Origin of the sequence: Sphingosinicella sp. LHD-64 (assembly GCF_031157375.1) — a bacterium.
Classification (GTDB): Bacteria; Pseudomonadota; Alphaproteobacteria; order Sphingomonadales; family Sphingomonadaceae; genus Allosphingosinicella.
The window spans coordinates 832459-858655 of record NZ_JAVIFV010000001.1; the positions used below are offsets into that span (position 1 = coordinate 832459).

28 protein-coding genes are annotated in these 26197 nt (G+C 67.6%); 14 read left to right on the top strand and 14 right to left on the bottom strand.

Going from position 1 to position 26197, the window contains the following annotated elements:
* Positions 1 to 137 precede the first annotated feature (137 nt).
* Entirely contained in the window at positions 138 to 728 is a 591-nt protein-coding gene (locus RCO27_RS04010) for a hypothetical protein (RefSeq protein WP_309001910.1), read from the bottom strand.
* A 192-nt stretch (positions 729 to 920) separates the two neighbouring features.
* On the opposite strand from RCO27_RS04010, the gene ispH reads away from it, so the two are divergent.
* Together ispH and rnhA are read left to right on the top strand one after the other, a co-directional pair.
* Positions 921 to 1871 (top strand): 4-hydroxy-3-methylbut-2-enyl diphosphate reductase, encoded by a 951-nt coding sequence (ispH, locus tag RCO27_RS04015; protein ID WP_309001344.1) that lies wholly within the window; start codon positions 921 to 923, stop codon positions 1869 to 1871.
* 20 nt (positions 1872 to 1891) lie between these two features.
* Positions 1892 to 2341, top strand: a complete 450-nt coding sequence (gene rnhA / locus RCO27_RS04020) for a ribonuclease HI (protein WP_309001345.1) — start codon at positions 1892 to 1894, stop codon at positions 2339 to 2341.
* On the opposite strand, the gene RCO27_RS04025 is transcribed toward rnhA, so the two are convergent.
* Together RCO27_RS04025 and RCO27_RS04030 are read right to left on the bottom strand one after the other, a co-directional pair.
* Positions 2317 to 3429 (bottom strand): FAD-dependent oxidoreductase, encoded by a 1113-nt coding sequence (locus tag RCO27_RS04025; RefSeq protein ID WP_309001346.1) that lies wholly within the window; start codon positions 3427 to 3429, stop codon positions 2317 to 2319. The genes rnhA and RCO27_RS04025 overlap by 25 nt on opposite strands.
* The gene (locus RCO27_RS04030; protein WP_309001347.1) at positions 3426 to 4355 is read right to left on the bottom strand and encodes an alpha/beta hydrolase; all 930 of its coding nucleotides are present in this window, start codon (positions 4353 to 4355) and stop codon (positions 3426 to 3428) included. Before RCO27_RS04030 ends, RCO27_RS04025 begins: the two co-directional genes overlap by 4 nt.
* Positions 4356 to 4406: 51 nt before the next feature.
* Between RCO27_RS04030 and RCO27_RS04035 the strand changes: the two genes are divergently transcribed.
* The 8 genes from RCO27_RS04035 to RCO27_RS04070 all read left to right on the top strand — a co-directional run bounded on the left by RCO27_RS04035 (position 4407) and on the right by RCO27_RS04070 (position 11868).
* A complete protein-coding gene (locus RCO27_RS04035) occupies positions 4407 to 4889 on the top strand; it encodes a prepilin peptidase (protein ID WP_309001348.1) in 483 nt (160 codons plus the stop codon).
* 54 nt (positions 4890 to 4943) lie between these two features.
* Complete coding sequence (gene cpaB / locus RCO27_RS04040; protein ID WP_309001349.1) at positions 4944 to 5972, top strand: Flp pilus assembly protein CpaB; 1029 nt, start codon at positions 4944 to 4946, stop codon at positions 5970 to 5972.
* 1 nt (position 5973) lies between these two features.
* On the top strand, positions 5974 to 7494 hold the full coding sequence (locus RCO27_RS04045) for a type II and III secretion system protein family protein (protein WP_309001350.1): 1521 nt from the start codon (positions 5974 to 5976) through the stop codon (positions 7492 to 7494).
* Between the two features lie 32 nt (positions 7495 to 7526).
* Positions 7527 to 8183, top strand: coding sequence for a CpaD family pilus assembly lipoprotein (locus RCO27_RS04050; RefSeq protein WP_309001351.1), 657 nt, complete (start codon positions 7527 to 7529; stop codon positions 8181 to 8183).
* A gap of 1 nt (position 8184) precedes the next feature.
* Positions 8185 to 9465, top strand: a complete 1281-nt coding sequence (locus RCO27_RS04055; RefSeq protein ID WP_309001911.1) for a pilus assembly protein CpaE — start codon at positions 8185 to 8187, stop codon at positions 9463 to 9465.
* 21 nt (positions 9466 to 9486) lie between these two features.
* Positions 9487 to 10461: a type II secretion system F family protein gene (locus tag RCO27_RS04060; protein ID WP_309001912.1), complete on the top strand. Its 975-nt coding sequence runs from the start codon at positions 9487 to 9489 to the stop codon at positions 10459 to 10461.
* A 10-nt stretch (positions 10462 to 10471) separates the two neighbouring features.
* The gene (locus RCO27_RS04065; RefSeq protein ID WP_309001352.1) at positions 10472 to 11464 is read left to right on the top strand and encodes a type II secretion system F family protein; all 993 of its coding nucleotides are present in this window, start codon (positions 10472 to 10474) and stop codon (positions 11462 to 11464) included.
* Positions 11465 to 11529: 65 nt separating this feature from the next.
* Complete coding sequence (locus RCO27_RS04070; protein ID WP_309001353.1) at positions 11530 to 11868, top strand: hypothetical protein; 339 nt, start codon at positions 11530 to 11532, stop codon at positions 11866 to 11868.
* Here the strand turns inward: RCO27_RS04070 and ppdK are convergent.
* From ppdK to RCO27_RS04085, 3 genes are all read right to left on the bottom strand, one after another.
* Positions 11865 to 14540 carry a pyruvate, phosphate dikinase gene (gene ppdK, locus RCO27_RS04075; RefSeq protein WP_309001354.1) on the bottom strand — a complete coding sequence of 892 codons (2676 nt, stop codon included), beginning with the start codon at positions 14538 to 14540 and terminating at the stop codon, positions 11865 to 11867. The two genes, RCO27_RS04070 and ppdK, sit on opposite strands and share 4 nt — an antisense overlap.
* Before the next feature lie 57 nt (positions 14541 to 14597).
* Positions 14598 to 16913, bottom strand: a complete 2316-nt coding sequence (glyS, locus tag RCO27_RS04080) for a glycine--tRNA ligase subunit beta (protein WP_309001355.1) — start codon at positions 16911 to 16913, stop codon at positions 14598 to 14600.
* A 120-nt stretch (positions 16914 to 17033) separates the two neighbouring features.
* Positions 17034 to 17903, bottom strand: a complete 870-nt coding sequence (locus RCO27_RS04085; RefSeq protein WP_309001356.1) for a glycine--tRNA ligase subunit alpha — start codon at positions 17901 to 17903, stop codon at positions 17034 to 17036.
* A gap of 108 nt (positions 17904 to 18011) precedes the next feature.
* Here RCO27_RS04085 and RCO27_RS04090 point away from each other — a divergent pair, with 108 nt between their 5' ends.
* Both RCO27_RS04090 and RCO27_RS04095 read left to right on the top strand, forming a co-directional pair.
* On the top strand, positions 18012 to 18920 hold the full coding sequence (locus tag RCO27_RS04090; RefSeq protein WP_309001357.1) for a TraB/GumN family protein: 909 nt from the start codon (positions 18012 to 18014) through the stop codon (positions 18918 to 18920).
* 206 nt (positions 18921 to 19126) lie between these two features.
* Positions 19127 to 19609 carry an NUDIX domain-containing protein gene (locus RCO27_RS04095; RefSeq protein WP_309001358.1) on the top strand — a complete coding sequence of 161 codons (483 nt, stop codon included), beginning with the start codon at positions 19127 to 19129 and terminating at the stop codon, positions 19607 to 19609.
* Here RCO27_RS04095 and RCO27_RS04100 read toward each other — a convergent pair.
* Positions 19588 to 19932: a nuclear transport factor 2 family protein gene (locus RCO27_RS04100; protein WP_309001359.1), complete on the bottom strand. Its 345-nt coding sequence runs from the start codon at positions 19930 to 19932 to the stop codon at positions 19588 to 19590. The genes RCO27_RS04095 and RCO27_RS04100 overlap by 22 nt on opposite strands.
* A gap of 16 nt (positions 19933 to 19948) precedes the next feature.
* A complete protein-coding gene (locus RCO27_RS04105) occupies positions 19949 to 20728 on the bottom strand; it encodes an NRDE family protein (RefSeq protein ID WP_309001360.1) in 780 nt (259 codons plus the stop codon).
* Between RCO27_RS04105 and RCO27_RS04110 the strand changes: the two genes are divergently transcribed.
* Positions 20696 to 20917: a DUF427 domain-containing protein gene (locus RCO27_RS04110; protein ID WP_309001361.1), complete on the top strand. Its 222-nt coding sequence runs from the start codon at positions 20696 to 20698 to the stop codon at positions 20915 to 20917. The two genes, RCO27_RS04105 and RCO27_RS04110, sit on opposite strands and share 33 nt — an antisense overlap.
* A 61-nt stretch (positions 20918 to 20978) precedes the next feature.
* Positions 20979 to 22118, top strand: coding sequence for a DJ-1/PfpI family protein (locus RCO27_RS04115; protein WP_309001362.1), 1140 nt, complete (start codon positions 20979 to 20981; stop codon positions 22116 to 22118).
* A gap of 22 nt (positions 22119 to 22140) precedes the next feature.
* Here RCO27_RS04115 and queA read toward each other — a convergent pair whose 3' ends face one another.
* The 6 genes from queA to RCO27_RS04145 form a co-directional block, all read right to left on the bottom strand.
* Positions 22141 to 23172, bottom strand: a complete 1032-nt coding sequence (gene queA / locus RCO27_RS04120; RefSeq protein ID WP_309001363.1) for a tRNA preQ1(34) S-adenosylmethionine ribosyltransferase-isomerase QueA — start codon at positions 23170 to 23172, stop codon at positions 22141 to 22143.
* Between the two features lies 1 nt (position 23173).
* On the bottom strand, positions 23174 to 24007 hold the full coding sequence (locus tag RCO27_RS04125) for a peptidylprolyl isomerase (protein ID WP_309001364.1): 834 nt from the start codon (positions 24005 to 24007) through the stop codon (positions 23174 to 23176).
* A 76-nt stretch (positions 24008 to 24083) separates the two neighbouring features.
* Positions 24084 to 24587, bottom strand: a complete 504-nt coding sequence (coaD, locus tag RCO27_RS04130) for a pantetheine-phosphate adenylyltransferase (protein ID WP_309001365.1) — start codon at positions 24585 to 24587, stop codon at positions 24084 to 24086.
* Positions 24588 to 24609: 22 nt separating this feature from the next.
* On the bottom strand, positions 24610 to 25521 hold the full coding sequence (locus RCO27_RS04135) for a farnesyl diphosphate synthase (RefSeq protein ID WP_309001366.1): 912 nt from the start codon (positions 25519 to 25521) through the stop codon (positions 24610 to 24612).
* Entirely contained in the window at positions 25518 to 25766 is a 249-nt protein-coding gene (locus RCO27_RS04140) for an exodeoxyribonuclease VII small subunit (RefSeq protein ID WP_309001367.1), read from the bottom strand. Before RCO27_RS04140 ends, RCO27_RS04135 begins: the two co-directional genes overlap by 4 nt.
* Positions 25767 to 25798: 32 nt before the next feature.
* The gene (locus RCO27_RS04145) at positions 25799 to 26194 is read right to left on the bottom strand and encodes a type II toxin-antitoxin system VapC family toxin (RefSeq protein ID WP_309001368.1); all 396 of its coding nucleotides are present in this window, start codon (positions 26192 to 26194) and stop codon (positions 25799 to 25801) included.
* Positions 26195 to 26197 lie beyond the last annotated feature (3 nt).

Below are 26197 nucleotides of genomic sequence, written 5' to 3' on the forward strand. Positions count from 1 at the left end.
TCACCAATTCCGTTCGGGTTGAGCTTGTCGAGGCCCTGCTTTTCCCTTCTGTCGAAAGAAAAGGCAGCCCTTCGACAGGCTCAGGGCGAACGGCGGTAATCCGACTCTAGCGGCGCGGCCGAAACGGCGCCTTTATCTCACCGCGTGGCGTTGTAGCGCAGCTGCTCGGGCGTCAGCTCGAAACCGATGAACAGCTCGAACCTGGCCCGGTCCACCGCCGCGCGCACGGCGGGATCGGAGAGCGGGTCGATCGCCGCCTGCGGGTCGTTCGGGCGACGCTCGCGGGTGATCTGGCGGCGGATGTCCTCCGGCAGGGTCGCCGCCGAGCGCAGCACCTGGCTCGTCGCCTGGGCGCTCGTGGAGGCACGGTACTGGCCGTCCTCGAAACGCAGCGACACGCGGCTGACGCGCTTGGCGGTGACGTTGCTGTTGCCCTGCACGACGACCGCGAAATAGGGCAGCACGACCTCGCGCGCGCCGCTCGCATTGCTGCGCCGGGCCTGCACGTCGAAGCTGGCGGTGGTGACGATGTTCTCGCCGGTCTCGTCGCAGGTGCTGCGGACGTTGGTCATGTTGGCGACGACGTCGATCGCGCTCGCGTCGGTGCTGTTCTCGGGATTGAACAGGGTCACGTCGCCGGTCGGCGCCGGAATCGCGACCGCCGGGCAGGCCGTGTAGCTGGTGAGGATACCCGTCTGGAAGATGTCGCCTTCGCGGGCGCAGCCCATCAGGCCGAGAGTGGCGAGCACGGCCGCAGCCGCTTTGAGATGATACGGGCGCAAGGGACCTCTCGAACTTCAGCTGCTGAATACCCACCTGCCCTAGGGCAGGCGCGGGATCATAGGAAGCGGGTTTCGTGCAGGCAAGCGGGTGGTCGGCTCCGGTGGACGCGGCCACCCATTCATCGTAGAGCGCCCGGAATGGTCGACCAGAAGCCGCCCTTGACCTTGCTGATCGCCGCGCCGCGCGGCTTCTGCGCCGGCGTCGACCGCGCCATCCGCATCGTCGAGCTCGCGCTCGAACGCTACGGCGCGCCGGTCTATGTCCGGCACGAGATCGTCCACAACAAATATGTCGTCGAGACGCTCAAGGCGAAGGGCGCGATCTTCGTGCCGGAGCTCGATCAGGTGCCGGACGGCGTCCCGGTCGTCTTCTCCGCCCATGGCGTCCCCAAGGCGGTGCCGGCCAAGGCCGAGGAACGCGGCCTCAACTATCTCGACGCGACCTGCCCGCTCGTCTCCAAGGTCCATCGCCAGGCCGAGCGGCTGATCGGCAACGGCCGCCACATCCTCTTCGTCGGCCATGCCGGCCACCCCGAGGTGATCGGCACGTTCGGCCAGGTGCCGGAAGGGCGGATGACCCTGATCGAAACCGCCGACGACGCCGGGACCGTCGTGCCGGCCGACCCGGAGAACCTCGCCTTCCTGACCCAGACGACGCTGTCGGTCGACGACACCGCGGAGATCGTCGAGATCCTGCGCCGGCGCTTCCCGTCCATCCTGGTGCCGCGCAGCGAGGACATCTGCTACGCGACCTCGAACCGGCAGGCCGCGGTGAAGGCGATCGGCCGGCGCTGCGACGCGGTGCTGGTGATCGGCGCGTCGAACAGCTCCAATTCGCTGCGCCTCGTCGAAGTCGCCGAGCGCGAGGGCGCTCGCGCCCGCCTGGTGGCCCGCGGGAGCGACGTCGATTTCGGCTGGCTCGAAGGCGTGCGCACGCTCGGTATCACCGCCGGCGCCTCGGCCCCCGAGGTCCTGGTCCGCGAGGTCGTCGACCGCATCGCCGAACGCTACGACGTGCATGAGGAGCCGATGGACGGCGTCGAGGAGCGGATGGTGTTCAAGCTTCCCGCCGGCCTCCAGGCCGCCTGATCCAGGCAAGCGATCCCGAGGTGACCGAGGTCGAGATCTTCACGGACGGCGCCTGCAAGGGCAATCCGGGCCCTGGCGGCTGGGGCGTCGTCATCCGCGCGGGTGCGCGCGAGAAGGAGCTGTCGGGCGGCGAGCCCTTGACCACCAACAACCGGATGGAGCTGATGGCGGCGATCCGCGGGCTGGAGGCGCTGACCCGGCCGTGCCGGGTGCAGCTCTATACCGACAGCCTGTACGTGCGCGACGGCATCACCAAATGGATCCACGGCTGGCGCAGGAACGGCTGGCGGACCGCAGACAGGAAGCCGGTCAAGAATGCCGAGCTCTGGCAGGAGCTGGTCGAGGCGGCGGCGCCGCACCGGATCGAATGGCATTGGGTGAAGGGCCATGCCGGCCATCCGGAGAACGAACGCGCCGATGCTCTTGCCTGCGCCGCTGCCGAAGCTCAGGCGAAGCGCCCCGCCGCATAAGGCGCAGGGTCGATCCCGGCGACCATCGGATCCGGGGCGTGGCCGAGCAGCAGGGCAGCGCCGAGCCTGGCGGCCGCCGGCGCGGTCTGGATGCCGAAACCGCCCTGCCCCACGAACCAGAAGAAGCCGGGCTGGTCCGGATCGAAGCCGTAGACCGGCAGCCGGTCGGGCGCGAAGCTGCGCAGGCCGGCCCAGCTCCGTTCCACCCGGTCGACCTGCCAGTCGACGACGGTCTCTAGCCGGTCGATCGCGATCGCGACGTCGATCTCCTCCGGCGCGCAATCGCCCGGATCGCAGGGCGTTTCGTCATGCGGGCTGACCCAGAGCCGTCCTCCCGCCTCCGGCTTGAAATAGAAACGCCCGAGCGCGTCGATCACCAGCGGCAGCCCCGCCGGTGCAGGAGGATCGGTGCGCAGCTGCACGACCGTCCGGCGATAGGGCCGGATGCCGACCGGCCGCGCCCCAACCGCCCCGGCCAGCTCGTCCGCCCATGCGCCGGCGGCGTTCACGAGGACCTCTGCTTCGAATATCCCCGCCGTCGTCTCCAGCCGCCAGTGCCTGTCGTGCCGGCCGCGCAGCACGCGGGCCTCCGGGACCAGCATCGACCCTCGGGCGCGGGCACGCCTGAGATAGGCCACATGCAGCGCCGCCACGTCGATGTCGGCGCAGGTCGGCTCCGACAGACCATGATCCCAGCCCGGTTTCAATTCGGGGATGACGGCTTCGATTTCGGCGCGACCCATCCTGCCCAGGGAGACGCCCGCAGCAGCGAACTCCCCGGCCAAGGCGTCGAGCGCGGTCTTTCCCTCCATGCGCGCGATATGCACGGCGCCGCGCGGCCCCAAGAATGGACGCTCGGAAAAATCGGCTGGCGGATCGGCGAGGAAGGGGCCGGATGCGGAGGTCAGCGGCTGGACGAACGGTCCACCATAGGTTTCCGACCAGAAGGCCGCGGAGCGCCCGGTGCTGTGATAGCCCGGCTGCGATTCCGCCTCGAGCAAGAGCACCGACGCCTCGCCGGCAATCTCCGCCGCGAGGCTCGCGCCCGCCATGCCGGCGCCGACAATGGCGACGTCGCAGCGCTTCATCGCGCACGCCCGGCCAGGAAGGCGTCGATCCGCTCCAGCGCATCCAGCCGGATCGGATCGCCTTCCCGCAGGATCTCGTGCGCGGCGTCGGGATAGACATGAAGCTCGGCCTGCGGCAGCAGCGCTGCGGCGCGCCGGATCGCACCGATCGAGACCAGCCGGTCGATCTCGGTCGCGAGGATGAGCACCGGCAGCTCGACCTCGGCGAGCTTCGCGGGCGTGAACGTCGCGGCGGCCGACCGGAAGGCGGCGCGCAGCCAGCCCCAGCTCGGCACGCCGATGTTGAACGCCGGCTCCTGGCCCCACCACCAGGTCTCGTCCTCGTAGCGTTCCGGCGAGCTGCCGGTCAGCGCCCGCTGGCGGCGCGGACCATGGGTCGGTGCCCTGGCCAGCCGCCGGTCGCGCCGTCCGATGAGGCTCATGAAGCCGGCAATCCAGGGCGAGAGCACGGGCGGGATCGGCTTGCTGTTGACCAGCAGCATCGGCGCGATCAGCACGGCCGCGTCGAGCGCCGGCCGCTTGTCGACCAGGGTGCGCAGCAGCAGGTGGCCGCCCATCGAATGGCCCACCGCCACATGCGGCCCCGGCGAACCCGCCCGCCAGTCCGCGATCAGCGCGCCGAAATCCTCGATCAACGGGCCGAAATCGGTGAGATTGCCACCGACGATGTCCCCGCGCGAATGGCCCTGACCGCGCCAGTCGAACGCGGTCACGTTCCAGCCGGCCGAATGCCACCAGCCGTAGATCTCCAGATATTTCTCGATGAAGTCCCCGCGCCCACTCGCGAAGATCAGGCTTCCACGGGCCTCGACGCCAGGCGGCTGCGCCCAATCCATCCGCCGCAGCGGCCAGCCGTCCTGAGCCCGCCACTGGCTGAAAACCGCGTCCGATGGGCGGGTGCGTCGCGGCGCGGCAAGGTCGTTCATGGCCAACATGGTTACGGTTTGGAAAGCATGAGCGTCTAGAGGCTTGCCGCCATGTCAACCATATTGCCATGGGGGCTTCTGGCCCTGCTCGCCGCGCTTCTGCTCGTCGCGACCTGGACCGATTTGCGCTCCCGCACGATCCCCAATTGGCTCAATCTCGCCATCGCCGTGCTGGCGGTGCCGTTCTGGTGGGCGAGCAACCTGCCGCTCTGGCCGGACGCGGTGCTGCAGATCGGTGTCGCTCTCCTGATTTTCTCTTTGTTCGCAGGGGTTTTTGCCCTGGGCGCAATGGGCGGCGGCGACGTGAAGATGATCGGCGCGCTTGCCCTGTGGCTGCCGTGGCAGGCGCTGCTCGTGATGCTGGTCATCATGTCGATCGCCGGCGGAGTGCTGACGGTGGCGCTGCTGATCCGCCGGAAGCTCGCGCGGAGCGAGACGCCGATCGAGGTGCCGTACGGCGTGGCGATCGCTTTCGGAGGCCTGTGGGTCATCGCCCCCGTCCTTAGCGAACGGATTCTTTACCAATTTGGATGATGAGTGGGCTGAGCTGAAATTCTCTCGAGCCCAGTGGGGGAGGCGACAGACGCCATGGACGTCAAGAAAATCGCGCTGCTGATCGGCGCGCTCATCATCGCCGGCGTTACCGCCGTGATGGCGAAGAACATGTTCTCCGGCGCCTCGGCACCGCAGGCGGTGGCCGGCCCGATGACTCCGGCTGCGGAAGGACCGCAGGTGCTCGTCGCGACCCGGGCGCTGCCCGTCGGCACCATCATCGACGCAGAAGCCCTCCGTTATCAGCCCTGGCCCGAAGGCCTTGTGCAGGACGCTTACTTCATCCGCGGCGGCGAAGGCTCGACCGATCCCTCCAGCCTGATTGGCACCGTCGTACGGACCGAGGTCGCGGCTGGCCAGCCGCTCAGCCAGGGCTCGCTCGTCCGCCCGGGCGAACGCGGCTTCCTTGCCGCTGCGCTCGGACCCGGGATGCGCGCCGTGACCGTCGCGGTCTCCGCGACGAGCGGCGTTGCCGGCTTCGTCTTCCCCGGCGATCGCGTCGATCTGGTGCTTACCCAGGACGTCGCGGGCGGCGGCGATGGCGCGCCGCTCCGCGTTTCCGAGACGATCATCCGCAACATCCGCGTCCTCGCCGTCGACCAGCGCATCAACGCGCGCGACGAGGAGGGCAATCAGGTGGCGCAGAGCACGTCGACCGTCACCTTCGAGGCGACCCCCAGGATCACCGAGAAGATCGCGGTGGCGCAGCAGATCGGGCAGCTCTCGCTGTCGCTCCGCTCGCTCGCGGACAATACCGCCGAGCTGGAGCGCGCGATCGCGTCCGGCGAGGTGCAGGTCCCGGAAAGCGACGATCCGCGCGCCGAGCGGCGGATGCTGCTCGCGATCGCCAACCGGCCGATCGACACCAATCCGACCTATACCGTCGGTTCCGACGTCTCACGCTTCCAGCGCGGCACCGTTCCGGCACGCCCGCGCGGCGAAAACAACAATGCCGGACAGGGGGGCACGACCGTCCCGACGGATTCGGAAGGCCGGCCGCTTGGACCGGTTGTCCGTGTTGCGCGCGGCAACAACGTGACGGTCGTTCCGGTGGGAGCACGCTAAGATGTCGAAGTTCAACATGTTCAAGCGCGCGGCGCTCGGCACGGCCCTTGCCGGGGCAATTGCCGCCACGGCCGTCACGACGGTGCCGGCAGCCGCGCAAGGCCCGACCGCCTATCGTCCGACCCGTGACGTGCTGCTGTCCGTGGGCGAAGGCGAACTGATCTCGCTTCCGCGCAACGTGGCGAATGTCTGGACCTCGAATGCCGAGGTGGCGGATGTTCAGGTCAACACGCCGCGGCAGATCGGTCTGTTCGGCAAGACCGCCGGCGAAGCGACGGTAATCGCCACTGCCGCCGACGGCCGTGTGGTCTATGGCGCCCGTGTCCGGGTAAGCCAGAACATAAGCTCGGTCAGCGAGATGCTGCGGGCGGCGATGCCTGAGTCCGACATCACGGTGACGAATGTCGGGCAACTCGCCGTCCTCAACGGGACGGTCGGATCGCCGGAGGATAGTGCGCAGGCCGAACAGCTCGTGCGCACCATTCTCAATCCCGGCGTCGATCCGTCCTCGAACGGCCCCTTCCCGATCCTGCCGGTGAATCGTCTCCGGATCGCCACGCCCCAGCAGGTGATGCTGAAGGTCACGATCGCCGAGGTCAGCCGCTCGCTTGTCCGCAACGTCGGCATGAACTTCCAGCTTTCCAGTGGGGACTTCCTCTTCGCGCGCGGCCGGGACTTCCTCAACGATGCCGGTCAGGTCGTTGCCGCCTCCGGCAACGGCACGACGGCGGTCGCCAACATCTCCGATCTGTTCGGCCTTAGCGGGGCGGTGGCTTCCGACCTCCAGGAGAATAACGGTTTGGTGACCATCCTCGCCGAGCCGACGCTGACCTCGCTTTCCGGCGAAACGGCCAGCTTCCTGGCTGGCGGCGAGTTCCCCATTCCGATCTCCCAGTCGCTCGGCAATGTGACGGTCGAGTATCGTCAATATGGCGTCGGGCTCGCCTTCACACCCTTCGTCCTCGAAAACGGCCGCATTTCGATGCGCGTTCGGCCCGAAGTGTCGGAATTGTCGTCCGCAGGCGCCATCGAGTTCAACGGGTTCGAGGTTCCGTCCCTGACCATTCGTCGGACCGAAACGACGGTGGAGCTCGGCTCCGGCCAGAGCCTCGTGATTGGCGGGCTCATGCGCAACAACGCGAACAACTCCGTCGAGCGTACGCCGTTTCTCGGTAGCCTCCCGATCATCGGCGCCCTGTTCCGCTCCAACAATTTCCGGCGCGACGAGACCGAGCTCGTCATCGTGGTGACGCCCTATCTCGTCCGGCCGGTTTCGGCCAATCAGATCGCATTGCCCACGGACGGCTTCCGTACGGCCAATGACGCGCAGCGGCTGCTCGGCGATCAGTCGCACGACGGGCGGACCGGTGAGCGGCGTCCCATGCCGGTTGCCGCGCCGCCGGCAACGGTTGGTCCGGGCATCGAGCAGGGGGCAAGCGTCCAGCCTGCAGCGCTTGCGCCGGCAGCGGAGGCACAGCGCCTTGCTTCGGTGCCGGCCGCCCAGCCCGGCTTCGACTTCTGATGGAAATCCGAGCGAGAAAGGACATGACGATCATGGTCCGCAGCAAACATGCCTTGGCCGCAACCCTGCTCGGGATCGGCGCGACCGGCTGCACCCCGGTGCAGGATCATGTCAGCGCCCTCAACAATCCGACGCTGTATTCCGTCCATCAGCCGGTGGTCCAGCGCACTGACTATGTGTTCGACGCGTCGGCGGGCGATGGCGGGTTGTCCTTGCCGGAGCAGGCGAGGCTCGATGCCTGGTTCGCGTCGATCCACCTGCGATATGGCGACACCGTCACGATCGACGAAGCCGCCGGTTACGAAAGCGTCCGCGCGCGAGACGACATTTCGAATGTTGCGGGCCGTTACGGCCTTCTCCTGGGCGACGGCGCCCCGGTCACCGCCGGCGCGGTTCAACCGGGAACCGTGCGTGTGATTGCGAGCCGCGCCTCGGCCAGCGTGTCGGGGTGCCCGGTCTGGAACAATCTGGATATCGCGCCGGTCAGCACGACCTCGTCCAACTTCGGCTGTGCGACGAACTCGAATCTGGCCGGCATGGTCGCCAACCCCGATGATCTCGTCGCCGGTCAGGACGGATCGGTTGCGAGCGGCTCCCGCACGGCGGCACGCGCGATCCGGGTCTATCGCGAGCGCCAGCCGACCGGCACCCAAGGTCTCCAGCAAACCTCCACCACGAGAGGGAACTAAGATGAACGCGCCCTCCAGTACCGGCCGTACGGCCTCGCTTCGTGACCCCTTCACCGCCTTCGTCTGCGACGAGGCGACTGCCGATCTCCTGCGCCCGATCGCCGTGGAGCACGGCTGGTCGCCCGAAAAAGTGAACAAGGGCGGCCTCCGGAATGCGGTTCAGACCCTTTCCGTGTCGGCGAGCCCGAGCATCCTCTTCGTCGACCTCTCCGAGAGCGGCGATCCGTTGAGCGACATCAACGCGCTTGCCGAGGTTTGTGAGCCGGGGACGGTCGTGATTGCGGCCGGCCAGGTCAACGACGTGCGCCTCTATCGCGACCTGGTTGCCAGCGGCATCCAGGACTACCTCCTGAAGCCGTTCAGCCCCGATCAGCTTCGCGACGCCTTCGCGAACGCGCAGCTCACCATTTCCGGGCCGCGGGTGAGCGAAGCGGCCAGCGAGAAGCCGAACGTGATGGCGGCCGTGATCGGCGTGCGTGGCGGCGTCGGAGCTTCGACGATCGCCTCGTCGCTCGCCTGGTTGATGGGCGACAAGGCAGGCCGCTCGACTGCCCTGCTCGACCTCGACGTGCATTTCGGGACCGGGGCGCTCGGCCTCGACCTCGAGCCTGGCCGGGGCCTCACGGATGCGATCGAGAATCCGAGCCGCATCGACGGCCTGTTCATCGAGCGCGCGATGGTGCGAGCGAGCGACAAACTCTGCGTGCTCTCGGCCGAGGCCCCTATCAACCAGGCGATGCTGACCGACGGATCGGCCTTCTTCCAGCTTCAGGAAGAGATTCGTCACGCATTCGAAGGCACGGTTGTTGATCTGCCGCGCAACATGCTCGTGCAGTTCCCGCACCTGCTCAACGATGTCCAGGCGGTCGTCGTCGTCGTCGAGTTCACCCTGGCGGCGACCCGCGATGCAATCCGGATTCTGTCCTGGCTCAAGGCCAACGCGCCGCAGGCGAAGGTGATCGTCGTCGCCAACAAATCCTTGGCCGCCGGACAGGAAGTGACCCGCAAGGACTTTGAGCATTCGATCGAACGCAAGGTGGATGTCGCACTGCCCTTCGATCCGAAGGCTGCGATGCAGGCCGCCAAGCTCGGCCAGCCGCTGGCCAAGTCGGCCAAGGCCGCCAAGCTGTCGCAGCCCTTCAATCAGCTGCTGACGGCGGCGCTTGAACAGGCTGGCGAAGATAGCACGCAGGCGGGCCCGGCCTCCAGCTCGCTGCTCGGCAAGCTGGGCAACTTCAAGGCGCTTGTCTCGAAGAAGCCTCGCGAAGCCGAGGCAGCCTGATTCGACGAACACGGAGGCATGATGCCTGGTTTTCAGCTCTTGATCCTGGCGGGCGGGGCGCTGGTCACGCTGCTTCTGTTCGTGGCCGCCTTTTCCGGCCCATCGACTGCTCGTGCGCAGGCGAAGCGGCTGGAGAGCGTGCGCGAGCGCCACAGCAAGTCGTCCGAAGTTGCCGCGCAGGCGCAGATGAAGCGCCTCTTCGCGGCACGCCAGAGCAGTGCGGAGAGCCTCGCTCAGCGGTTCATTCCGAATCCAGCCCTCTTGCGCCTCAGGCTGGAGCAGACCGGCCGGACCTGGACACTCGGCCACTATGCGATGGCCTGCGCGGGCATCGTCTTGCTGGTCGGTGCGCTGCTTCTGCTCAGGGGGATTCCGGCCCTTCTCGCTCTACCTTTGGCGCTGTTCGCTGGCATCGGCTTGCCGCACTTCGTCGTCGGCATCCTGATCAAGCGGCGCATCAACAAATTCACCGCGCGTTTCCCGGATGCGATCGAGCTGATGGTACGCGGCTTGCGCTCGGGCCTGCCGATCTCCGAGACGATCGGGGTCGTCGCCCAGGAGCTGGGGGATCCCGTCGGCACCGAATTCCGCAACGTTTCCGACAAGATGAAGATCGGCCGGACGATGGAGGCCGCGCTGCAGGACGTCGCCGATCGCCTGGGCACGCCCGAGTTCCAGTTCTTCGTCATTTCGCTGCAGATCCAGCGTGAGACCGGCGGCAATCTCGCCGAAACCCTGTCGAATCTCGCCGACGTGCTGCGCAAGCGCGCCGCGATGAAACTCAAGATTCGCGCGATGTCTTCGGAATCGAAGGCATCGGCCTACATCATCGGCGCGCTTCCGTTCGTCGTCTTCGGCCTGATCTGGACCATCAACAGCTCGTACATGCAGGGCTTCTTCATCGATACCCGGCTGATGATCACCGGTGCAGGCGCGGTGGTCTGGATGGGCATCGGCGCCTTCATCATGGCCAAGATGATCAACTTCGAGATCTAGGAAACACGTGATGGCCCCCTCGACCGGACCGACGATCATGGGCATCGACATGGTGATGGTGGCGAGCGCGCTCTCCGCGATCGCGACCTTCGCCGTGCTTGTCGCCCTTTACACCGCGACGACGGTTCGCGATCCCATGACCAAGCGCGTGCGCGCCCTCAACGAGCGGCGCGAGCAGCTGAAGGCCGGCATCGTCGCCTCCACCTCCAAGCGGCGCAAGAACATCACCAACCGCAACGAGATGGCGGACAAGGTCAGGAGCTTCCTTGCCTCGCTGAAAGTTTTGCAGGACGAGCAGGTCGTCAAAGCGCAGCGCGCGCTCGTTCAGGCCGGCATCCGCTCCAAGGATCTCGCCTTCGTCGTCATTTTCGCGCGTCTCGTGCTGCCGATCGTCTTCGGCACGGTCGCCGTCGTGGGCGTCTATGTCCTGGACTGGTTTCCCGATTGGAGCGCGCTCAAGAAATACGGCTTGGTCGCCGGCACATTGCTGCTTTCCTACAAGGCGCCGGATATCTGGCTCAAGAACAAGATCCAGAAGCGCACCCACGCCATCCGCAAGGGCCTGCCCGATGCGCTCGACCTGCTGGTGATCTGCGCCGAGGCCGGCCTCACCGTCGACGCCGCCTTCGGCCGGGTCGCGCGCGAGCTCGGCAAGGCCTATCCGGAGCTCGGCGACGAATTCGCACTGACCTCGATCGAGCTGGGCTTTCTCACAGATCGGCGCCTCGCCTTCGAGAATCTCGCCAACCGCATCGATCTCGATGCCGTACGCGGGGTCGTGACGACGATGATCCAGACCGAGAAATACGGAACCCCCCTCGCGTCGGCCCTGCGCGTCCTTTCCGCCGAGTTCCGCAATGAGCGGATGATGCGTGCCGAGGAGAAGGCGGCCCGTCTGCCGGCGATCATGACTGTGCCGCTGATCCTCTTCATCCTGCCGACGTTGTTCATCGTCATCCTCGGCCCGGCAGCCTGCTCGATCAACGACGCGCTGCTCTCCTAAGCCAAGGGAACCATCGCGCGACGCGATCAGTTGAACCTCCGTAACGATCGACGGAGGAGACCGTCATGCTCGCTTTCACACCCGACCAGTGGCTGATCCTGCTGCTCGTCTTCCTGCTCGGCCTGTTCCTCGGCATGGCGTTTCTCGCCAGCCCGAAATGGAAGCGGCGCTACCGCGAGGAGGTGACGCGGCGCGAGGAGGTCGAGGCGGAGAATGCCCAGCTGCGCCGTGACGCGGCGGAAATGGACTCGCTGCGCGGCGCCGCCGCCCGCGATGCCGACCGGCGCCACTCCGACGAGGTGGCCAAGGAAAGGCGGGTCGGCGAGCGGCGGGTCGCGGACCGTCGTGCTGCGGACGACGGCGTCGTGCGCAGCCGCCTCAAGGACGACGAGCGCCCGGCCTAGCCCTTGCGCAAGGCCGCCTGCGCCGCCGCCAGCCGAGCGATCGGCACGCGGTAGGGCGAGGCGCTGACATAATCGAGGCCGGTTGCCTCGCAGAAGGCGATGCTGGCCGGGTCGCCGCCATGCTCCCCGCAGATGCCGAGCTTGATGCCCGCCCGCGTCTTGCGGCCGCGCTCGGCGGCGATGCCGATCAGTTCGCCGACACCCTCAACGTCGATGCTGACGAACGGATCGCGCCCGAAAATGCCCTTCTCGACATATTGGGTGAGGAAGCGGCCTGCATCGTCGCGGCTGACGCCCAACGTGGTCTGGGTGAGATCGTTGGTACCGAAGCTGAAGAATTCGGCCTCCTCGGCGATCGCACCGGCCTGGAGCGCGGCACGCGGCAGTTCGATCATCGTGCCGACGAGATAGTCGACCCGCGCCCCGGCCTCGGCGAACACCGCCTCGGCGGTTTTGTCGATCAGCGCCTTGATGATCGCCAGCTCGGCGCGGGTCGCGACGAGCGGTACCATCACCTCGGGGATCGGCGCCTCCCCGGTCTCCTTCACGATCGCGACCGCCGCCTCGAAGATGGCGCGCGCCTGCATCTCGTAGATTTCGGGATAGGTGATGCCGAGCCGGCAGCCGCGATGGCCGAGCATCGGATTGCTCTCGGAGAGCTCGCCGGCGCGGCGGCGCAGCGTCTCGACGTCCAGGCCCGACGCCCGGGCGACCTCGGCGAACTCTTCCTCCTCGTGCGGCAGGAATTCGTGCAGCGGCGGATCGAGCAGGCGGATGGTGACCGGCAGGCCCGCCATGATCCGGAAGATCTCGGTGAAATCCGCACGCTGTTCGGGGAGCAGCTTCTCGAGCGCCGCACGGCGGCCGGCCTCGCTATCCGCGAGGATCATCTGGCGGACGTTGGTGATCCGCTCGGGATCGAAGAACATATGCTCGGTGCGGCACAGGCCGATGCCTTCGGCGCCGAACTCGCGCGCGGTGCGGCAGTCGTTTGGCGTCTCCGCGTTGGTGCGCACCCTCAGGCGCCGCTTGGTGTCGGCCCAGCCCATCAACGTGCCGAAATCGCCGACCAGCTCGGGCTGCACGGTGGGCACCTCGCCCAGCATCACCTCGCCCGTCGAGCCGTCGATGGTGAGGACGTCGCCCTCCTTCACCTCGCGCCCAGAACTCCCGGCGCCGACACGCATCAGCTTGGACTTGTAGTCGATCGCGATGCCGGCCGAGCCGCTGACGCAGGGCCGGCCCATGCCGCGCGCGACGACCGCCGCGTGGCTGGTCATGCCGCCGCGCGCGGTCAGGATGCCCTCGGCGGCGTGCATGCCGTGAATGTCCTCCGGGCTGGTTTCGACCCTGACGAGGATCACCTTCTCGCCATTGCCGGCCCATCTCTCGGCCGTGTCGGCATCGAACACCGCGCGCCCGCAGGCGGCGCCGGGCGAGGCAGGCAGGCCCTTGGCGATCACCTCGCGCGGTGCGTCGGGGTCGAGCGTCGGGTGGAGCAGCTGATCGAGCGCCGCCGGATCGACGCGCAGCACCGCCTCTTCTTCCGAGATCAGCCCCTCGCCGGCCATATCGACCGCGATCCTGAGCGCCGCCTTGGCGGTGCGCTTGCCGCTGCGGGTCTGGAGCATCCAGAGCTTGCCGCGCTCGACGGTGAACTCGATGTCCTGCATGTCGCGATAGTGGCGCTCGAGCGTGTCGAACACGCCCGCGAGCTGGCCGTAGACCTCCGGCAACGCCTCCTCCATCGACAGCGGCTTCGCCCCGGCCCGCTCGCGCGCGGCCAGCGTCAGATATTGCGGCGTGCGGATGCCGGCGACGACGTCCTCGCCCTGCGCGTTGATCAGATATTCGCCGTAGTAAGCGCGCTCGCCCGTCGAGGGGTCGCGGGTGAAGGCCACCCCTGTCGCTGACGTGTCGCCGAGATTGCCGAACACCATCGCCTGCACGTTGACCGCCGTGCCCCAGTCGCCGGGGATGTGATGCAACCGGCGATAGGTCTTGGCGCGCTCGGACTGCCAGGAGCCGAACACGGCGCCGACCGCGCCCCAGAGCTGATCGTGCGGGTCGGTCGGGAAGTCGCGGCCCAGCTCCTCGGCGACGATCTCCTTGTAGCGCGCGACCAGCCGCTGCCAGTCGTCGGCGTCGAGATCGGTGTCGAGATGGACGCCCTTGTCCTCCTTGGCGATCTCCAGCGCGTCCTCGAACAGGCCATGGTCGACGCCCAGCACGACATCGCCATACATCTGGATGAAGCGGCGATAGCTGTCCCAGGCGAAGCGCGGATCGCCGGACGCCTTTGCGAGACCCTGCACCGTCTCGTCGTTGAGGCCGAGGTTGAGGACCGTATCCATCATGCCCGGCATCGACACGCGCGCGCCCGAGCGGACCGAGACGAGCAGGGGATCGGCGGGATCGCCGAAGATCTTGCCGGTGATCCCCTCGATATGGGTGATGCCGTCGGTGATCTCGGCGCAGACATCGTCCGGAATGCGCTCCCCTTCGGCATAGTAGCGGTCGCACATCTCGGTCGAAATGGTAAAGCCGGGCGGCACCGGCAGGCCGATCGAGGCCATCTCGGCCAGATTCGCGCCCTTGCCGCCGAGCAGATTCTTGTCGCCCGCCTTGCCGTCGGAGGCGCCGCCGCCGAAGCGATAGACAAATTGGCTCATGCGGCAGACCCTTTCGCCGGAAGGTTCATAAGTTTCAGCTTCCCTGGGGCAGAAAAATCAGCCCTCGATCCTGGAAAAATCGGCGACCTGGTGGACCGCGTCGCGGATGCGCAACAGGAGGTTGAGGCGGGCGGTGCGCTTGGCGGGATCGGGGTCATTCACCGTCACCTTGTCGAAAAAGGCATCCACGGGCGCGCGCAGCGACGCGAGCGCCGCCATCGCCCCTTCGAAATCCTCCGCCTCCACCGCCGCGGCGGCGCGCGGCTCGGCCGAATCGAGCGCGGCGATCAGGGCAGTTTCCTCATTTTCGGGCGTGTAGGAAAGCTCTTTGTTCCTGACTTGTTCCGCTTCGTCATTCCGGCGAAGGCCGGAATCCAGACCTTCGTCCGACTGGACCCCGGCCTGCGCCGGGGTGACGGAGGGGGGCCACCCTTCCTTCTTGAGAATGTTCGCCGCGCGCTTGTAGCCGGCAAGGAGATCGGCGCCCTCAGGGGTTTCCACGAAGGACTGGAGCGCCTTCACCCGTGCGAGAATGGAGACTAGGTCGACATTTCCTGCTCGTGCGAGAGCAAAGACGGACCCGATAATATCGTGCCGAATGCCCCTGTCGCGTTGCTGAACAGCCAACCTTTCTATCATGAAATCGAAGACAGATGACATGAACACTGTCTCGTAAGCGGCCTTGGCCACAGCGCGCACGGTGTCGCCATGAGGCTCCACTTCGACACCGCCAACTCCCTGCTCGCGATAACTATTGCGAGCAAACGCTAGGACATCACGGAGTAAGACTCTCGAATTGCTTTCTAGAATGAGAGCAATCGCACTGACTGCGGCACGTCGCAAAGCGAACGGATCCTTCGAACCCGTCGGTTTCTCATCAATGTGAAAAAACCCGACCAGCGTATCCAGCTTGTCCGCCAAGCTGACCGCCACGGTGACCGGCGCGGTCGGCACCTCATCCCCCTGCCCGACTGGCTTGTAATGGTCGCGGATTGCGTCGGCGACCTCGTCGGGTTCGCCCTGGGCGCGGGCGAGGTGGCCGCCGATGATGCCCTGCAGTTCAGGGAATTCGCCGACCAGTCCGGTGACGAGATCGGCCTTGGCGAGGCGGGCGGCGCGTTCGGCGAGGTCGGCCAATTTCTCCCTCTCCCCGACGGGGAGAGGGTTGGGGTGAGGGGGTTCTGAGTCAGCGGGCACTCCCGAAGGCCGTACCCCCTCACCCTGCCCTCTCCCCCCGGGGGAGAGGGTTCTGCCGACGATCCCCTCTTCCACCAGCCAACGGGCCAGCTTGGCAACACGCTCGACCTTGTCGGCAACAGTCCCGAGCTTCTCGTGGAACACGATCTGCGAGAGTTTCTTCCACTGCTCCGCCAGCGGCACCTCGACGTCCTGCTCCCAGAAGAAGCGGGCATCGGAGAGGCGCGCGGCGAGCACCTTGCGGTTGCCCTCGATGATGCCCGCACCGCCGTCCGAGGCATCGATATTGGCGACGCAGAGGAAGTTGGGCGCCAGCGCGCCGTCGGCGCCGGTCAGGACGAAATATTTCTGGTTGGTGCGCAAGGTGAGCTGGATCACCTCGCGCGGCACCTCCAGGAAGGCCGGATCGAACGCGCCGGGCAGCGGCACCGGCCATTCGGTGAGGCCGGCATTCTCGGCGAGCAGGCCGTCATCCTCGATGAGGGTCAGGCCGGCGTCGGCCGCCGCCTTGTGCGCGCCGTCCGCGATGATCCGGCGGCGCTCGGCCGGATCGACGATCACATGACAGGCGCGCAGCTTCTCGACATAGTCGTGCGCGCCGCCCAGCGTGATGCAGCCGGGATGGTGGAAGCGATGCCCGACCGTCGCAGCGCCCGACTTGATACCGGCGATCTCGAACGCGACGATGTCCTCGCCGAGCAGGGCGACAATGCCCTGCAGCGGGCGCACCCAGCGCAGGCTTTCGGTAGAGGCCGAGTCGACGCCCCAGCGCATCGACTTGGGCCAGGGGAACGCGCGGACGATGGCGGGGATCGCCTCGGCGAGCACCGACGCGGTGGCACGGCCCGGCTTCTCGATCACCGCGAAGTAGGCGCCGTCGCGCTCGGTAAGCTGCTCCTGCGTCAGGCCGGTCTTGCGCAGGAAACCCTCCAGCGCCTGCGGCGGCGCGGAGGTGCGCGGGCCCTTCAGCTCCTCCGACACTGCTTCGGTTTCGGCGGGCAGGCTGCGCGCGATCAGCGCGAGCCGACGCGGCGTCGCATAGGTCTCGATCGCCTCGGCCTTCAGGCCGGCGGCCGCCAGGTGCTCCTCGAACAGGCGGGCAAGATCCGCCTGCGCCTTCGCCTGCATCCGGGCGGGGATTTCCTCCGACAGGAGCTCGAGCAGGAAATCAGCCACGTCTCGTCATTCCAGCGAAAGCTGGAATCCCCCTTTTTTTCACCACCGCCGCAAAGGCAGTGAGATTCCAGCTTTCGCTGGAATGACGGGGTGGAGCGGGTGAAGGGAATCGAACCCCCATCACGCGACCCACCCTTCATGCTCCATCCACGCCTGGCAGCTGCCCTTCGCGAGGTCGCGGACGCGGCCGATATAGGCCTGGCGCTCGGCGACGGAGATCACGCCGCGGGCGTTCAGCAGGTTGAAGACGTGGCTCGCCTTGATCGCCTGCTCATAGGCCGGGATCGGCAGCTTCTTCTCGAGGCACGATTCGCACTCGGCGGCGGCCTTGCGGAACGCGTCGAACAGCCGCTCCGTGTCCGCCACCTCGAAATTCCAGGCGGACATCTGCTTCTCGTTCTCCAGGAACACGTCGCCATAGGTGACGCCGTTCCCGTTGAAATCGAGATCGAACACATTGTCCTTGTTCTGGATGTACATGGCGAGCCGCTCGAGCCCGTAGGTGAGTTCGCCCGCCACCGGCTTGCAGTCGAAGCCGCCCATCTGCTGGAAATAGGTGAACTGGGTCACCTCCATGCCGTCGCACCAGACCTCCCAGCCGAGGCCCCAGGCGCCGAGCGTCGGGCTCTCCCAATCGTCCTCGACGAAGCGGATGTCATGCTTCGTGAAATCGATGCCGATCGCGGCGAGGCTGCCCAGATAGAGGTCCTGCAGGTCCGGCGGACTCGGCTTCAGCACCACCTGATACTGGTAATAATGCTGGAGCCGGTTCGGATTCTCGCCGTAACGGCCGTCGGTCGGACGGCGGCAGGGCTGGACGAAGGCGGCGTTCCACGGATCGGGGCCGAGCGCGCGCAACGTGGTCGCGGGGTGGAAGGTGCCCGCCCCCATCTCCATGTCATAGGGCTGGAGGATGACGCAGCCCCGTTCGCTCCAATAGTCATGGAGCGTCAATATGAGCTTCTGGAAAGAGAGCGGAGCTGAGCCCAAGGATTCGCCTTCGCACCTGCAACAAACGTGGCGACGCTTTGGCGCATGGGGCAAGACGGGTCAAGGAAGCGGAGTCGGGGAGTGAGCGTGTCGCGATTTCGAACCTGGATGATGAGGCTGGCCGGCATCGTCACGGCGGCCTGCCTGTCGATCGCGCCCGCTGCCGCGCAGCCGGCCCCCGCGGCCCCGTCGCCGGCAGCCGAAGCGCCGGCGGCACCCCGGCCCGCGCTGTGGCTGCTGGCCGATGAGGACACGAAGATCTACCTTTTCGGCACGATCCATATCCTGCCGCCGGACCTGAACTGGCGCTCGGCCGCGCTCAACCGTGCCGTGGACGAGGCCGACGAGCTCGTGCTCGAGGTGGACGACGAGGAGATGGACAATTTCGACGCCGGCGTGCTGGAGGGGACAATGCTCGGCAAGAGCGTGCCGGTCACCGCACGCGTCTCGCCCGACCGGCGGGATCGGCTGGCCGAGATGATCGCGGCAAGCGGCGTGCCGAGCGAGACGCTCGACGGCCTGCAGACCTGGGCGGTGGCGATGTCGCTCTCGGTCGCCCAGCTCGCCGACGGCTACGGCGCCGACATGCAGGCGCTGACCGGGGTCGAGGAGGCGCTGACCGAGGATTTCCGGGCGCGCGGCCGGCCGATCTCCGGGGTCGAGACCGCGGCGCAGCAGATCGGCTTCTTCAGCACCCTGCCGCTCTCCGTCCAGCGCGAGATGCTGGAGCAGACGGTCGACGCCTGGGCCGAAGGCACCGGCGATTTCGATCCGGGCGATGCGGACTGGCTGCGCGGCGATCTCGACGCGATGGTGGCGGAGCTGGAGGAGATGCCGCCCGAGCTGTTCGACGCCCTGCTCACCCGGCGCAACACAAGCTGGACCGGCTGGCTGATCGACCGGCTGGAGCGCCCCGGCACGGTGCTGTTCGCGGTCGGCGCCGGCCACCTCGCCGGCCGCGTCTCTGTGCAGTCGATGCTGGCGGCGCGGGGCTATCGGGTGAGCCGGGTCGACTAGGACGGATCGACATTCAGTTTTGTACCCTCTCCCTTGAGGGAGAGGGCAGGGTGAGGGTGTCGGGCATTTGGGACTATTCTCGGAGGCAGAACCCCCTCACCCCAACCCTCTCCCCGCTGGGGAGAGGGAGTTTCATGCTGAATGTCGATTGGTCGTAGCGGCCCTTGGCTCTGCTCAGCCAACTCGGCCGATCGAAGGAGGTGCATGTGGTCCAGCTGAGCGCGGGCATCCTCCTGTGGCGCCGTCGCCCGAACGGGATCGAGGTGCTGCTCGCCCATTTCGGCGGGCCGTTCTGGGCCGGGCGCGACGCCGGAGCATGGGCGATTCCCAAGGGCCTCGTCGATCCGGACGAAAGCGCGGAAGCAGCGGCCCGCCGCGAATTCGCGGAGGAGACCGGAACCCGGATCGAAGGCGCACTGCATCCGCTCGGCTGCATCCGGCAGACAGGCGGCAAACGGGTCGAGACCTTTGCGGCGGAAGGCGATCTCGATCCGGCGACGATCGTCAGCAACCGGGTGACGATGGAATGGCCGCCGCGCAGCGGGAACATGATCTCCTTTCCCGAAATCGACCGTGCGGCCTGGTTCACACTGGCCGAGGCGCGCGCCAGGATCCTGCCGAGCCAGTCGGCGATTCTCGACCTGTTCGAAACAGCATGGGCGAGGGATCAGCCGAGCGGCGACTGTTGATGCTGGACGAGCCTCCAGCCGCTTTCGTCCCGTACGTAGCAGGAGGTGCAGACGCAGCGATACGGATCGCCGTCGGCGCGCAGGGCGGCGGCGCGGTAGCCGAGCACGACCACCTCGTCGTTCGGGCGGCCGGCGTGCCGGTCCGAAAACTCGACCGACGCCCAGCGCGGCGCGTCCTTCAGGCTTTCGCGGACCGCGTCCGCTGCCATCACGCCCATTTGCGGAAAGGCCATCAGCGCCCGATCGTCGAGCAGCGCCGCGTAGACGGCAGCGCCTTCCAGCCAGAACCGCCGTTCGAGCGCGAACATGTCATCCCGTTCCATGCGCCGCGAACGCGCGTCAGGCGTCCCGGGTTTCCTGCCATGCCGGCCAGCGAAAGCCGAGATGCGTCTCGCCCGCGATCCCGGCCGCCGGGGTGTACCGCCGCTCGACGATGACGCCGCGGCCCTGGTCGTCGATGGCGACGACCGTGCTGCAGCGGGTGCCGTAGGCCGGATTGCGAATGAAGATCGGCGACAAGGGCGGCTCGAGCCACACGTCCGACGGTGCCGCCTCGCGGAGGCCGACGTCCGGCAGTACGTCCCGGCGCAGGTCGTCGAGCAAGGCGTCCGGGCCGGCCTCCCGGCCGAGCCAGTCGAGCAGGAGGGCCTTGAGCTGGAGCGTCTTGGGCCAGGGCTCGTCGAGCCCGCCGTTCGACAGGCCGTACAATCCCGGCGCCAGCAGGATATTTGTCGGCTCGGGCCGGTTGGAGAGGAACCGGGCCTCGTCCGCATTCGCGAAGATCAGGTTGAACGGGTTGAAATCGCCGGGTTCGGCCTGGACCGGATCGGCATAGCGCCCTTCGCCGGCAAGCACGTCGGCCACCAGCATGCCGCGCGAGGTACGGCCGGGCTCGGGCGCGTCATAGCCCCGCAAGTTGGTCACCACTGCGAACCGCCCCTGCCCCGAGACGCCGAGCCAGGTCCCGCCCGACTGCAGGTCCCTCCCCGCCAGCACGTGATCGGGCCGGTTCCAGCGCGCCAGCGCCGCCGCCGGCCGCGCGTGCAGCTCGTCGCGATTGCCCGCAACCACGAGACGCCAGCGCGGATGCGCTCGCCATGCGAAGGCCAGGACGCACATCCCACTGCTATTGCCGATTGTACGGCGCGGCGAAAGGAGAACAAGGATGCCGCGTGGTACTATCCCGATCCCAAGCCGGCCGCGGCCGAGATCGCGGGCCGGATCGCATTCTGGAAGGCATGGAGGCCGGCTAGGCGGCAAGCAACGCGCGTCCTGATCTGTTGCGATCGGGGTGCAAGGCCCTCATAGTCCCGCTGGGCTCGGCCGATCAGCGCGTGGACAGCGGCGCGCTTTTGCGGAGGGCCTTGGCATGACCAGACGGCTTGCGGTGCGAATCCTGCTCGGAGCGATGTTCCTGTTCGCGCTTGCCGGTGGCGGCTGGCTGCTTTCCTTGCCGCCGACGCCCGCGGCGAAGGCCGCGCCGCCGATCGCGCGAGAGGAGGCGGAAGCCACGATCGCCGCCCTGCGGCCGCCGAAGCGCCGGCGTCCGCTCATCGCGATCGTCGGCATCAACGATGCCACCGAAACCACCGATTATCTGATGCCCTATGGCATCCTGCGCCGCGCCGACGTCGCCGACGTGGTTGCGCTCAGCACCGCGCCGGGGCCGATGACCCTGTTTCCGGCGCTGAAGGTCCAGCCGCAGGCCACCACCGCCCAGTTCGACGCGCACCATCCGGACGGGGCGGACTATGTCATCGTGCCGGCGATGAGCCGGGATGACGATCCCGCCGCGCTGCAGTGGATCCGGCAGCAGGCGGCGCGGGGCGCGATCATCGTCGGCGTCTGCGCCGGCGCCAAGGTCGTCGCCGCGGCCGGCCTGCTCGACGGGCGGCAAGCGACGACGCACTGGTACTATCTGGACGGCATGCTCAAACGACATCCCGGGATCCGCTACCTGCCCGACCGGCGGCTGGTGGTCGACCGCGGCGTCGCGACCACGACCGGGATTACCGCGTCGATGCCGATGATGCTGACGCTGATCGAGGCGATCGCGGGGCGGCAGCGGGCCGAAGCCGTGGCCCGCGACCTCAGCCTCGCGCAATGGGACGCCCGCCACGACAGCAGCGCCTTTCGGTTCACGCGGCCGTTCGCGATGACCGCGATCGGCAACAGGATGGCCTTCTGGAATCGCGAGCGGCTCGGCCTGGCACTGACGCCCGGCATCGACGAAGTGTCCCTCGCGCTCGTCGCCGATGCCTGGTCGCGGACCTACCGGTCGCGCGCGCTGACCTTCGCCTCCGGGCCGCAGACGAGCCGGAGCGGCCTGCGCATCCTTCCTGACGAGGTCGCGACGTCCTGGCCTGCGGGGCAGCTTCCGGCCATCGGCAACGAACCGCCGGCGCAGGCGCTGAACCGGACGCTCGGCGAGATCGCGACACGCTACGGCCGGCGCAGCGCCGATTTCGTCGCGATGCAGCTCGAATATCCGCGCACGCCGGCGGGCTGATCGGCCGTCGCGCATTCGATCATCATCGCTCCGGCAGCAAAAGGCTGGCATCCCCATAGGAATAGAATCGATACCCCGCCTCGATCGCATGGGTATAGGCCGCCTGCATGACATCGAGCCCCATCAGCGCGGAGACCAGCATGAACAGGGTCGAGCGCGGCAGGTGGAAGTTGGTGACGAGGCCGTCGATGGCGCGGAAGCGATAGCCCGGCGTGATGAAGATCGCGGTGTCGCCCTCGAATGGCTGAATATATCCGGCTTCATCCGCGGCGCTTTCGAGAAGACGCAGCGACGTCGTGCCGACGGCAATGACACGCCCGCCCGCGGCCCGCACGGCGTTCAGCCGGGTCGCGGTCGCAGCGTCGATCCGCCCCCATTCGGCATGCATCACATGGGCTTCGGTGTCGTCCGCCTTCACCGGCAGGAATGTGCCGGCGCCGACGTGGAGCGTCAGGGTCTCGTGACCGATTCCGGCCGCCGCGAGCGCAGCCATCAGGCGCGGCGTGAAATGGAGCGCCGCGGTCGGCGCCGCGACCGCGCCTTCCCGGCTCGCGAACATCGTCTGATAGTCCTCGGCATCGCGGGCGTCGGCGGGGCGCTTGCCGGCGATATAGGGTGGCAGCGGCATCCGCCCGGCCCGCTCGAGCAGCAGCTCGACCGGCTCCTCCCCTTCGAAGGACAGCAGGAACGAGCCGTCCGCTCCGCGATCGGTGGCCAGCGCCGAGACGCCCTGGCCGAAATCGATCCGATCGCCGTCGCGCAGGCGCTTCGCATTGCGCACGAAGGCGCGCCAGGCACGCGGCCCTTCGCGCTTGTGCAGCGTCGCGCCGATTTTCGCATCGCCGCGCGCACCCTCGAGCTGGGCCGGGATGACACGGGTGTCGTTGAACACCAGGACGTCGCCCGCGCGCAGCAATCCCGGCAGATCGGTCACGACGTGATCGGCGAACACGCCGCCTTCGACCTTCAGCAGCCGCGCGCTGTCCCGCGGGGCGGCCGGCCTCAGGGCGATGCGGTCGGACGGAAGATCGAAGTCGAAGAGCTCGACCCGCACGTTATTGCGGCGTTGTGGGCGCGGGCTGCGGCGGGTTGTCGGTCGTGCCGGGCGGGGTCGTTCCTGGCTGCGGAACCAGCAACACCGGCGTGCCCGGCGCCGCGGCCTGGGGTGCCGCAGCGGCCGCCGCGCGCTGCACCGCCGCCAGCCGCTCGCCTTCGGCGCGCAGCTGCTCGGCGCTCATCGGCGGGACGTTTTCCGACCCCAGGGAGGCGCGCACGATCCGGGTCGGATTGAGCGGCGGCTCGCCCCGCTCGATCCCCTCGACGAAGTTCATGCCGCTCACCACCCGGCCGACGACCGTATATTGGCGGTCCATCGACAGCCGCGGCGCGAACATGATGTAGAACTGGCTGTTGGCGCTGTTCATGTCCTCGGCCCGCGCCAGCGCGACGGCGCCGCGCACGTGCGGCAGGCCGTTGATCTCGGCGGTGAGATCGGGGAGCTGCGAGCCGCCGGTGCCGCTCCCGGTCGGATCGCCGCTCTGGGCCATGAAGCCCTGGATGACCCGGTGGAAGACGACGCCGTTGTAGAAGCCCTGCCGGGTCAGCGCCTTGAGCCGTTCGACCGACTGGGGGGCGGCGTCGGGCCGGAACTGGATCGACACGCGTCCGCCATTGGAGAGGTCGAGATTCCAGGTGTTCTCGGCGGTCAGCGCCGGCGGGGCGACCTGGACGGGCGCCGTGGCGGGAGTCGTGGTGCCCATCTCGTCGGCCAGATTCTCGACGTCGACATTCGGCTCGGGCTGCTTCGGCTGCTGGCGGGGCTGCTGCGCGGCGAGCGCGCCCGCAACGAGGAGGCCGGAAAGGCCGGCGACGATCGATAACACACGCATGACAGTACCTCGAATCCCGATCAGGCCCCCGTTTGGATGTTTACTAGGGCGTGCACCGACGCGCCTCAAGCGCGGATCAGCTGCCCTTGCGCCCGATCTGGTTCACCCGGTCGCGCACCTGCACCGCGACCGCCGGCGTGACGAAGCGGCCGATCTCGCCGCCATAGAGGGCGATTTCCTTGACCAGCTTCGACGCGATCGGCTGCAGCGAGACGTCTGCCATCAGGAAGACCGTCTCGATGTCCGGATTGAGCTGTTGGTTCATCCCCGCCATTTGATACTCGTACTCGAAGTCGGCGACGGCCCTCAGGCCCCGCACGATCATCGATGCGCCTTCACGCACGGCGAAATCCATCAGCAGGGAATCGAACGAGACCACGCCGATCTTGCCGTCGGCGACGCCCGCCGTCTCGCGCTTCACCATGTCGAGCCGCTCCCCGACGGTGAACATCGGCGATTTGGACGGGTTGGTGGTGACGCCGACCACCAGCCGGTCGACCAGATGGGCGGCACGACGGATGATGTCCATATGGCCAAGCGTGATCGGATCGAAGGTTCCCGGATAGACCGCTGTCTTCATCTCCTCCCCCCTGTTCCCGGGTTCAGTGGTCGCGCTCGACGGCGAAGCGCGCCACGGCCCGCAGCAGCTCCGCCTCGTCGCCGAAGCCGCGCAGATGATCGATCGCCTGCTCGACCAGCGCCTGCGCCTGCTGCCGCGCGCGTTCGGGCCCGAGCAGGGAGAGGAAGGTCTCCTTGCCGGCGCCGGCATCCTTGCCGACCCGCTTGCCGGTCTTTTCCTCGCTGCCTTCGTGATCGAGCAGATCGTCGGCGATCTGGAAAGCGAGGCCGATGTCGCGGGCATAGCCGCGCAGTCCCGTCCGCCCCTCGGCCGGCACCTTGCCCATGATCGCCGCCGCCTCCAGGCACCAGCCGATCAGCGCGCCGGTCTTGAGCTGTTGGAGCCGGGTGACGGAGGCGAGGTCGAGCGTCATCTCGCCGGCGACCAGGTCCATCATCTGCCCGCCTGCCATGCCGGCCGGACCCGCGGCGCGGGCCAGCTCCAGCGCCAGCTCGACGCGCACGAACGGATCCTCGTGCGTCGCCTCGTCGGCAAGGATCTCGAACGCAAGCGCGTGCAGCGAATCGCCGGCCAGGATCGCCGTGCATTCGTCATAGGCGCGATGCAGCGTCGGCTTGCCGCGCCTCAGGTCGTCGTCGTCCATGCAGGGCAGATCGTCGTGGATCAGCGAATAGACATGGATGCATTCGACCGCGAGGCCGGCGCGGACGGCGCGGGCGCGATCGACCTTGAACAGGCTGCAGCCGGCGACCACGAGCAGGGGGCGCATCCGCTTGCCGCCGCCGATCGCCGAATAGCGCATCGCCTCGTAGAGCCGGGCGCGCGGGTCGGCCGGCACGGGCAGGAGGGCGTCGAAGGCGCGATCGATCTCGCCGCCGATCTCCGCGAGCGCCGATTGCAGCGTCGGCGTCGGGCTGGTCACCGCCGGGATCATTCGCCGCCGAACGGAGCGGTACCGGACGGCGCGCCGTCCGGGCCGAACTGGATCTGCTCGATCCGCGCCTGCGCCACCTGAAGACGGGCCTCGCACTGCTTCTTCAGGCGGTCGCCTTCATTGTAGAGCTCGATCGCCTCGTCGAGCGGCGCCTCGCCGCTTTCGAGCTTGCGCACGATTTCCTCGAGCCGCTTCAGCGCCGCTTCGAATGAGAGTTCGGAAACGTCCGGTCCCGGGTCCGTCATGTGCGCAGCATTGGGCGCGGCGCGTGCCGGGGTCAAGCGGAGGCCGGCGGCCAAGTGAACGGGTGGCCCTGCAACCCCTTGTCTCGCGTCAGCAGCAGCAGTTGCTCGACGGCGCACTGGGAAAGCAGGAGCCGGTCGAAAGGATCCTTTGTTTCGGGAAGTGGATGCAGATCATGCAGCGCATGCGATGCGAGGATCGGGATCACATCGACACCGCCCTCGGCCAGAACATCGGGGATTTCCTCCGTCGCCATCGGGAGCGGCAACTTGCCGAGCTGAACCTTTATTTTGATCTCCCACAAGCTCGCGACGCTGACGAAGTATTTGTGAGTTGAGTCTGTCAGTGCCTCGCGAACCGATCGCGGCAGAACCTTGATCTTCCCGTCGATCACAGGGATCAGCACGTTCGTATCGAGGAGAATTCTCACCGA

Bases quoted from the DNA above. Each gene is read 5' to 3' on its own strand.
- RCO27_RS04110 (WP_309001361.1), top strand. From the start codon at position 20,696: ATGCGCTCGCCATGCGAAGGCCAGGACGCACATCCCACTGCTATTGCC.
- RCO27_RS04135 (WP_309001366.1), bottom strand. From the start codon at position 25,521: ATGATCCCGGCGGTGACCAGCCCGACGCCGACGCTGCAATCGGCGCTC.
- RCO27_RS04045 (WP_309001350.1), top strand. From the start codon at position 5,974: ATGTCGAAGTTCAACATGTTCAAGCGCGCGGCGCTCGGCACGGCCCTT.
- RCO27_RS04115 (WP_309001362.1), top strand. From the start codon at position 20,979: ATGACCAGACGGCTTGCGGTGCGAATCCTGCTCGGAGCGATGTTCCTG.
- RCO27_RS04030 (WP_309001347.1), bottom strand. From the start codon at position 4,355: ATGAACGACCTTGCCGCGCCGCGACGCACCCGCCCATCGGACGCGGTT.
- ppdK (WP_309001354.1), bottom strand. From the start codon at position 14,540: ATGAGCCAATTTGTCTATCGCTTCGGCGGCGGCGCCTCCGACGGCAAG.
- coaD (WP_309001365.1), bottom strand. From the start codon at position 24,587: ATGAAGACAGCGGTCTATCCGGGAACCTTCGATCCGATCACGCTTGGC.
- RCO27_RS04025 (WP_309001346.1), bottom strand. From the start codon at position 3,429: ATGAAGCGCTGCGACGTCGCCATTGTCGGCGCCGGCATGGCGGGCGCG.
- RCO27_RS04070 (WP_309001353.1), top strand. From the start codon at position 11,530: ATGCTCGCTTTCACACCCGACCAGTGGCTGATCCTGCTGCTCGTCTTC.
- RCO27_RS04140 (WP_309001367.1), bottom strand. From the start codon at position 25,766: ATGACGGACCCGGGACCGGACGTTTCCGAACTCTCATTCGAAGCGGCG.
- RCO27_RS04060 (WP_309001912.1), top strand. From the start codon at position 9,487: ATGCCTGGTTTTCAGCTCTTGATCCTGGCGGGCGGGGCGCTGGTCACG.
- RCO27_RS04055 (WP_309001911.1), top strand. From the start codon at position 8,185: ATGAACGCGCCCTCCAGTACCGGCCGTACGGCCTCGCTTCGTGACCCC.
- RCO27_RS04050 (WP_309001351.1), top strand. From the start codon at position 7,527: ATGGTCCGCAGCAAACATGCCTTGGCCGCAACCCTGCTCGGGATCGGC.
- RCO27_RS04010 (WP_309001910.1), bottom strand. From the start codon at position 728: ATGGGCTGCGCCCGCGAAGGCGACATCTTCCAGACGGGTATCCTCACC.
- RCO27_RS04105 (WP_309001360.1), bottom strand. From the start codon at position 20,728: ATGTGCGTCCTGGCCTTCGCATGGCGAGCGCATCCGCGCTGGCGTCTC.
- RCO27_RS04090 (WP_309001357.1), top strand. From the start codon at position 18,012: ATGATGAGGCTGGCCGGCATCGTCACGGCGGCCTGCCTGTCGATCGCG.
- RCO27_RS04035 (WP_309001348.1), top strand. From the start codon at position 4,407: ATGTCAACCATATTGCCATGGGGGCTTCTGGCCCTGCTCGCCGCGCTT.
- RCO27_RS04125 (WP_309001364.1), bottom strand. From the start codon at position 24,007: ATGCGTGTGTTATCGATCGTCGCCGGCCTTTCCGGCCTCCTCGTTGCG.
- RCO27_RS04100 (WP_309001359.1), bottom strand. From the start codon at position 19,932: ATGGAACGGGATGACATGTTCGCGCTCGAACGGCGGTTCTGGCTGGAA.
- ispH (WP_309001344.1), top strand. From the start codon at position 921: ATGGTCGACCAGAAGCCGCCCTTGACCTTGCTGATCGCCGCGCCGCGC.
- cpaB (WP_309001349.1), top strand. From the start codon at position 4,944: ATGGACGTCAAGAAAATCGCGCTGCTGATCGGCGCGCTCATCATCGCC.
- RCO27_RS04065 (WP_309001352.1), top strand. From the start codon at position 10,472: ATGGCCCCCTCGACCGGACCGACGATCATGGGCATCGACATGGTGATG.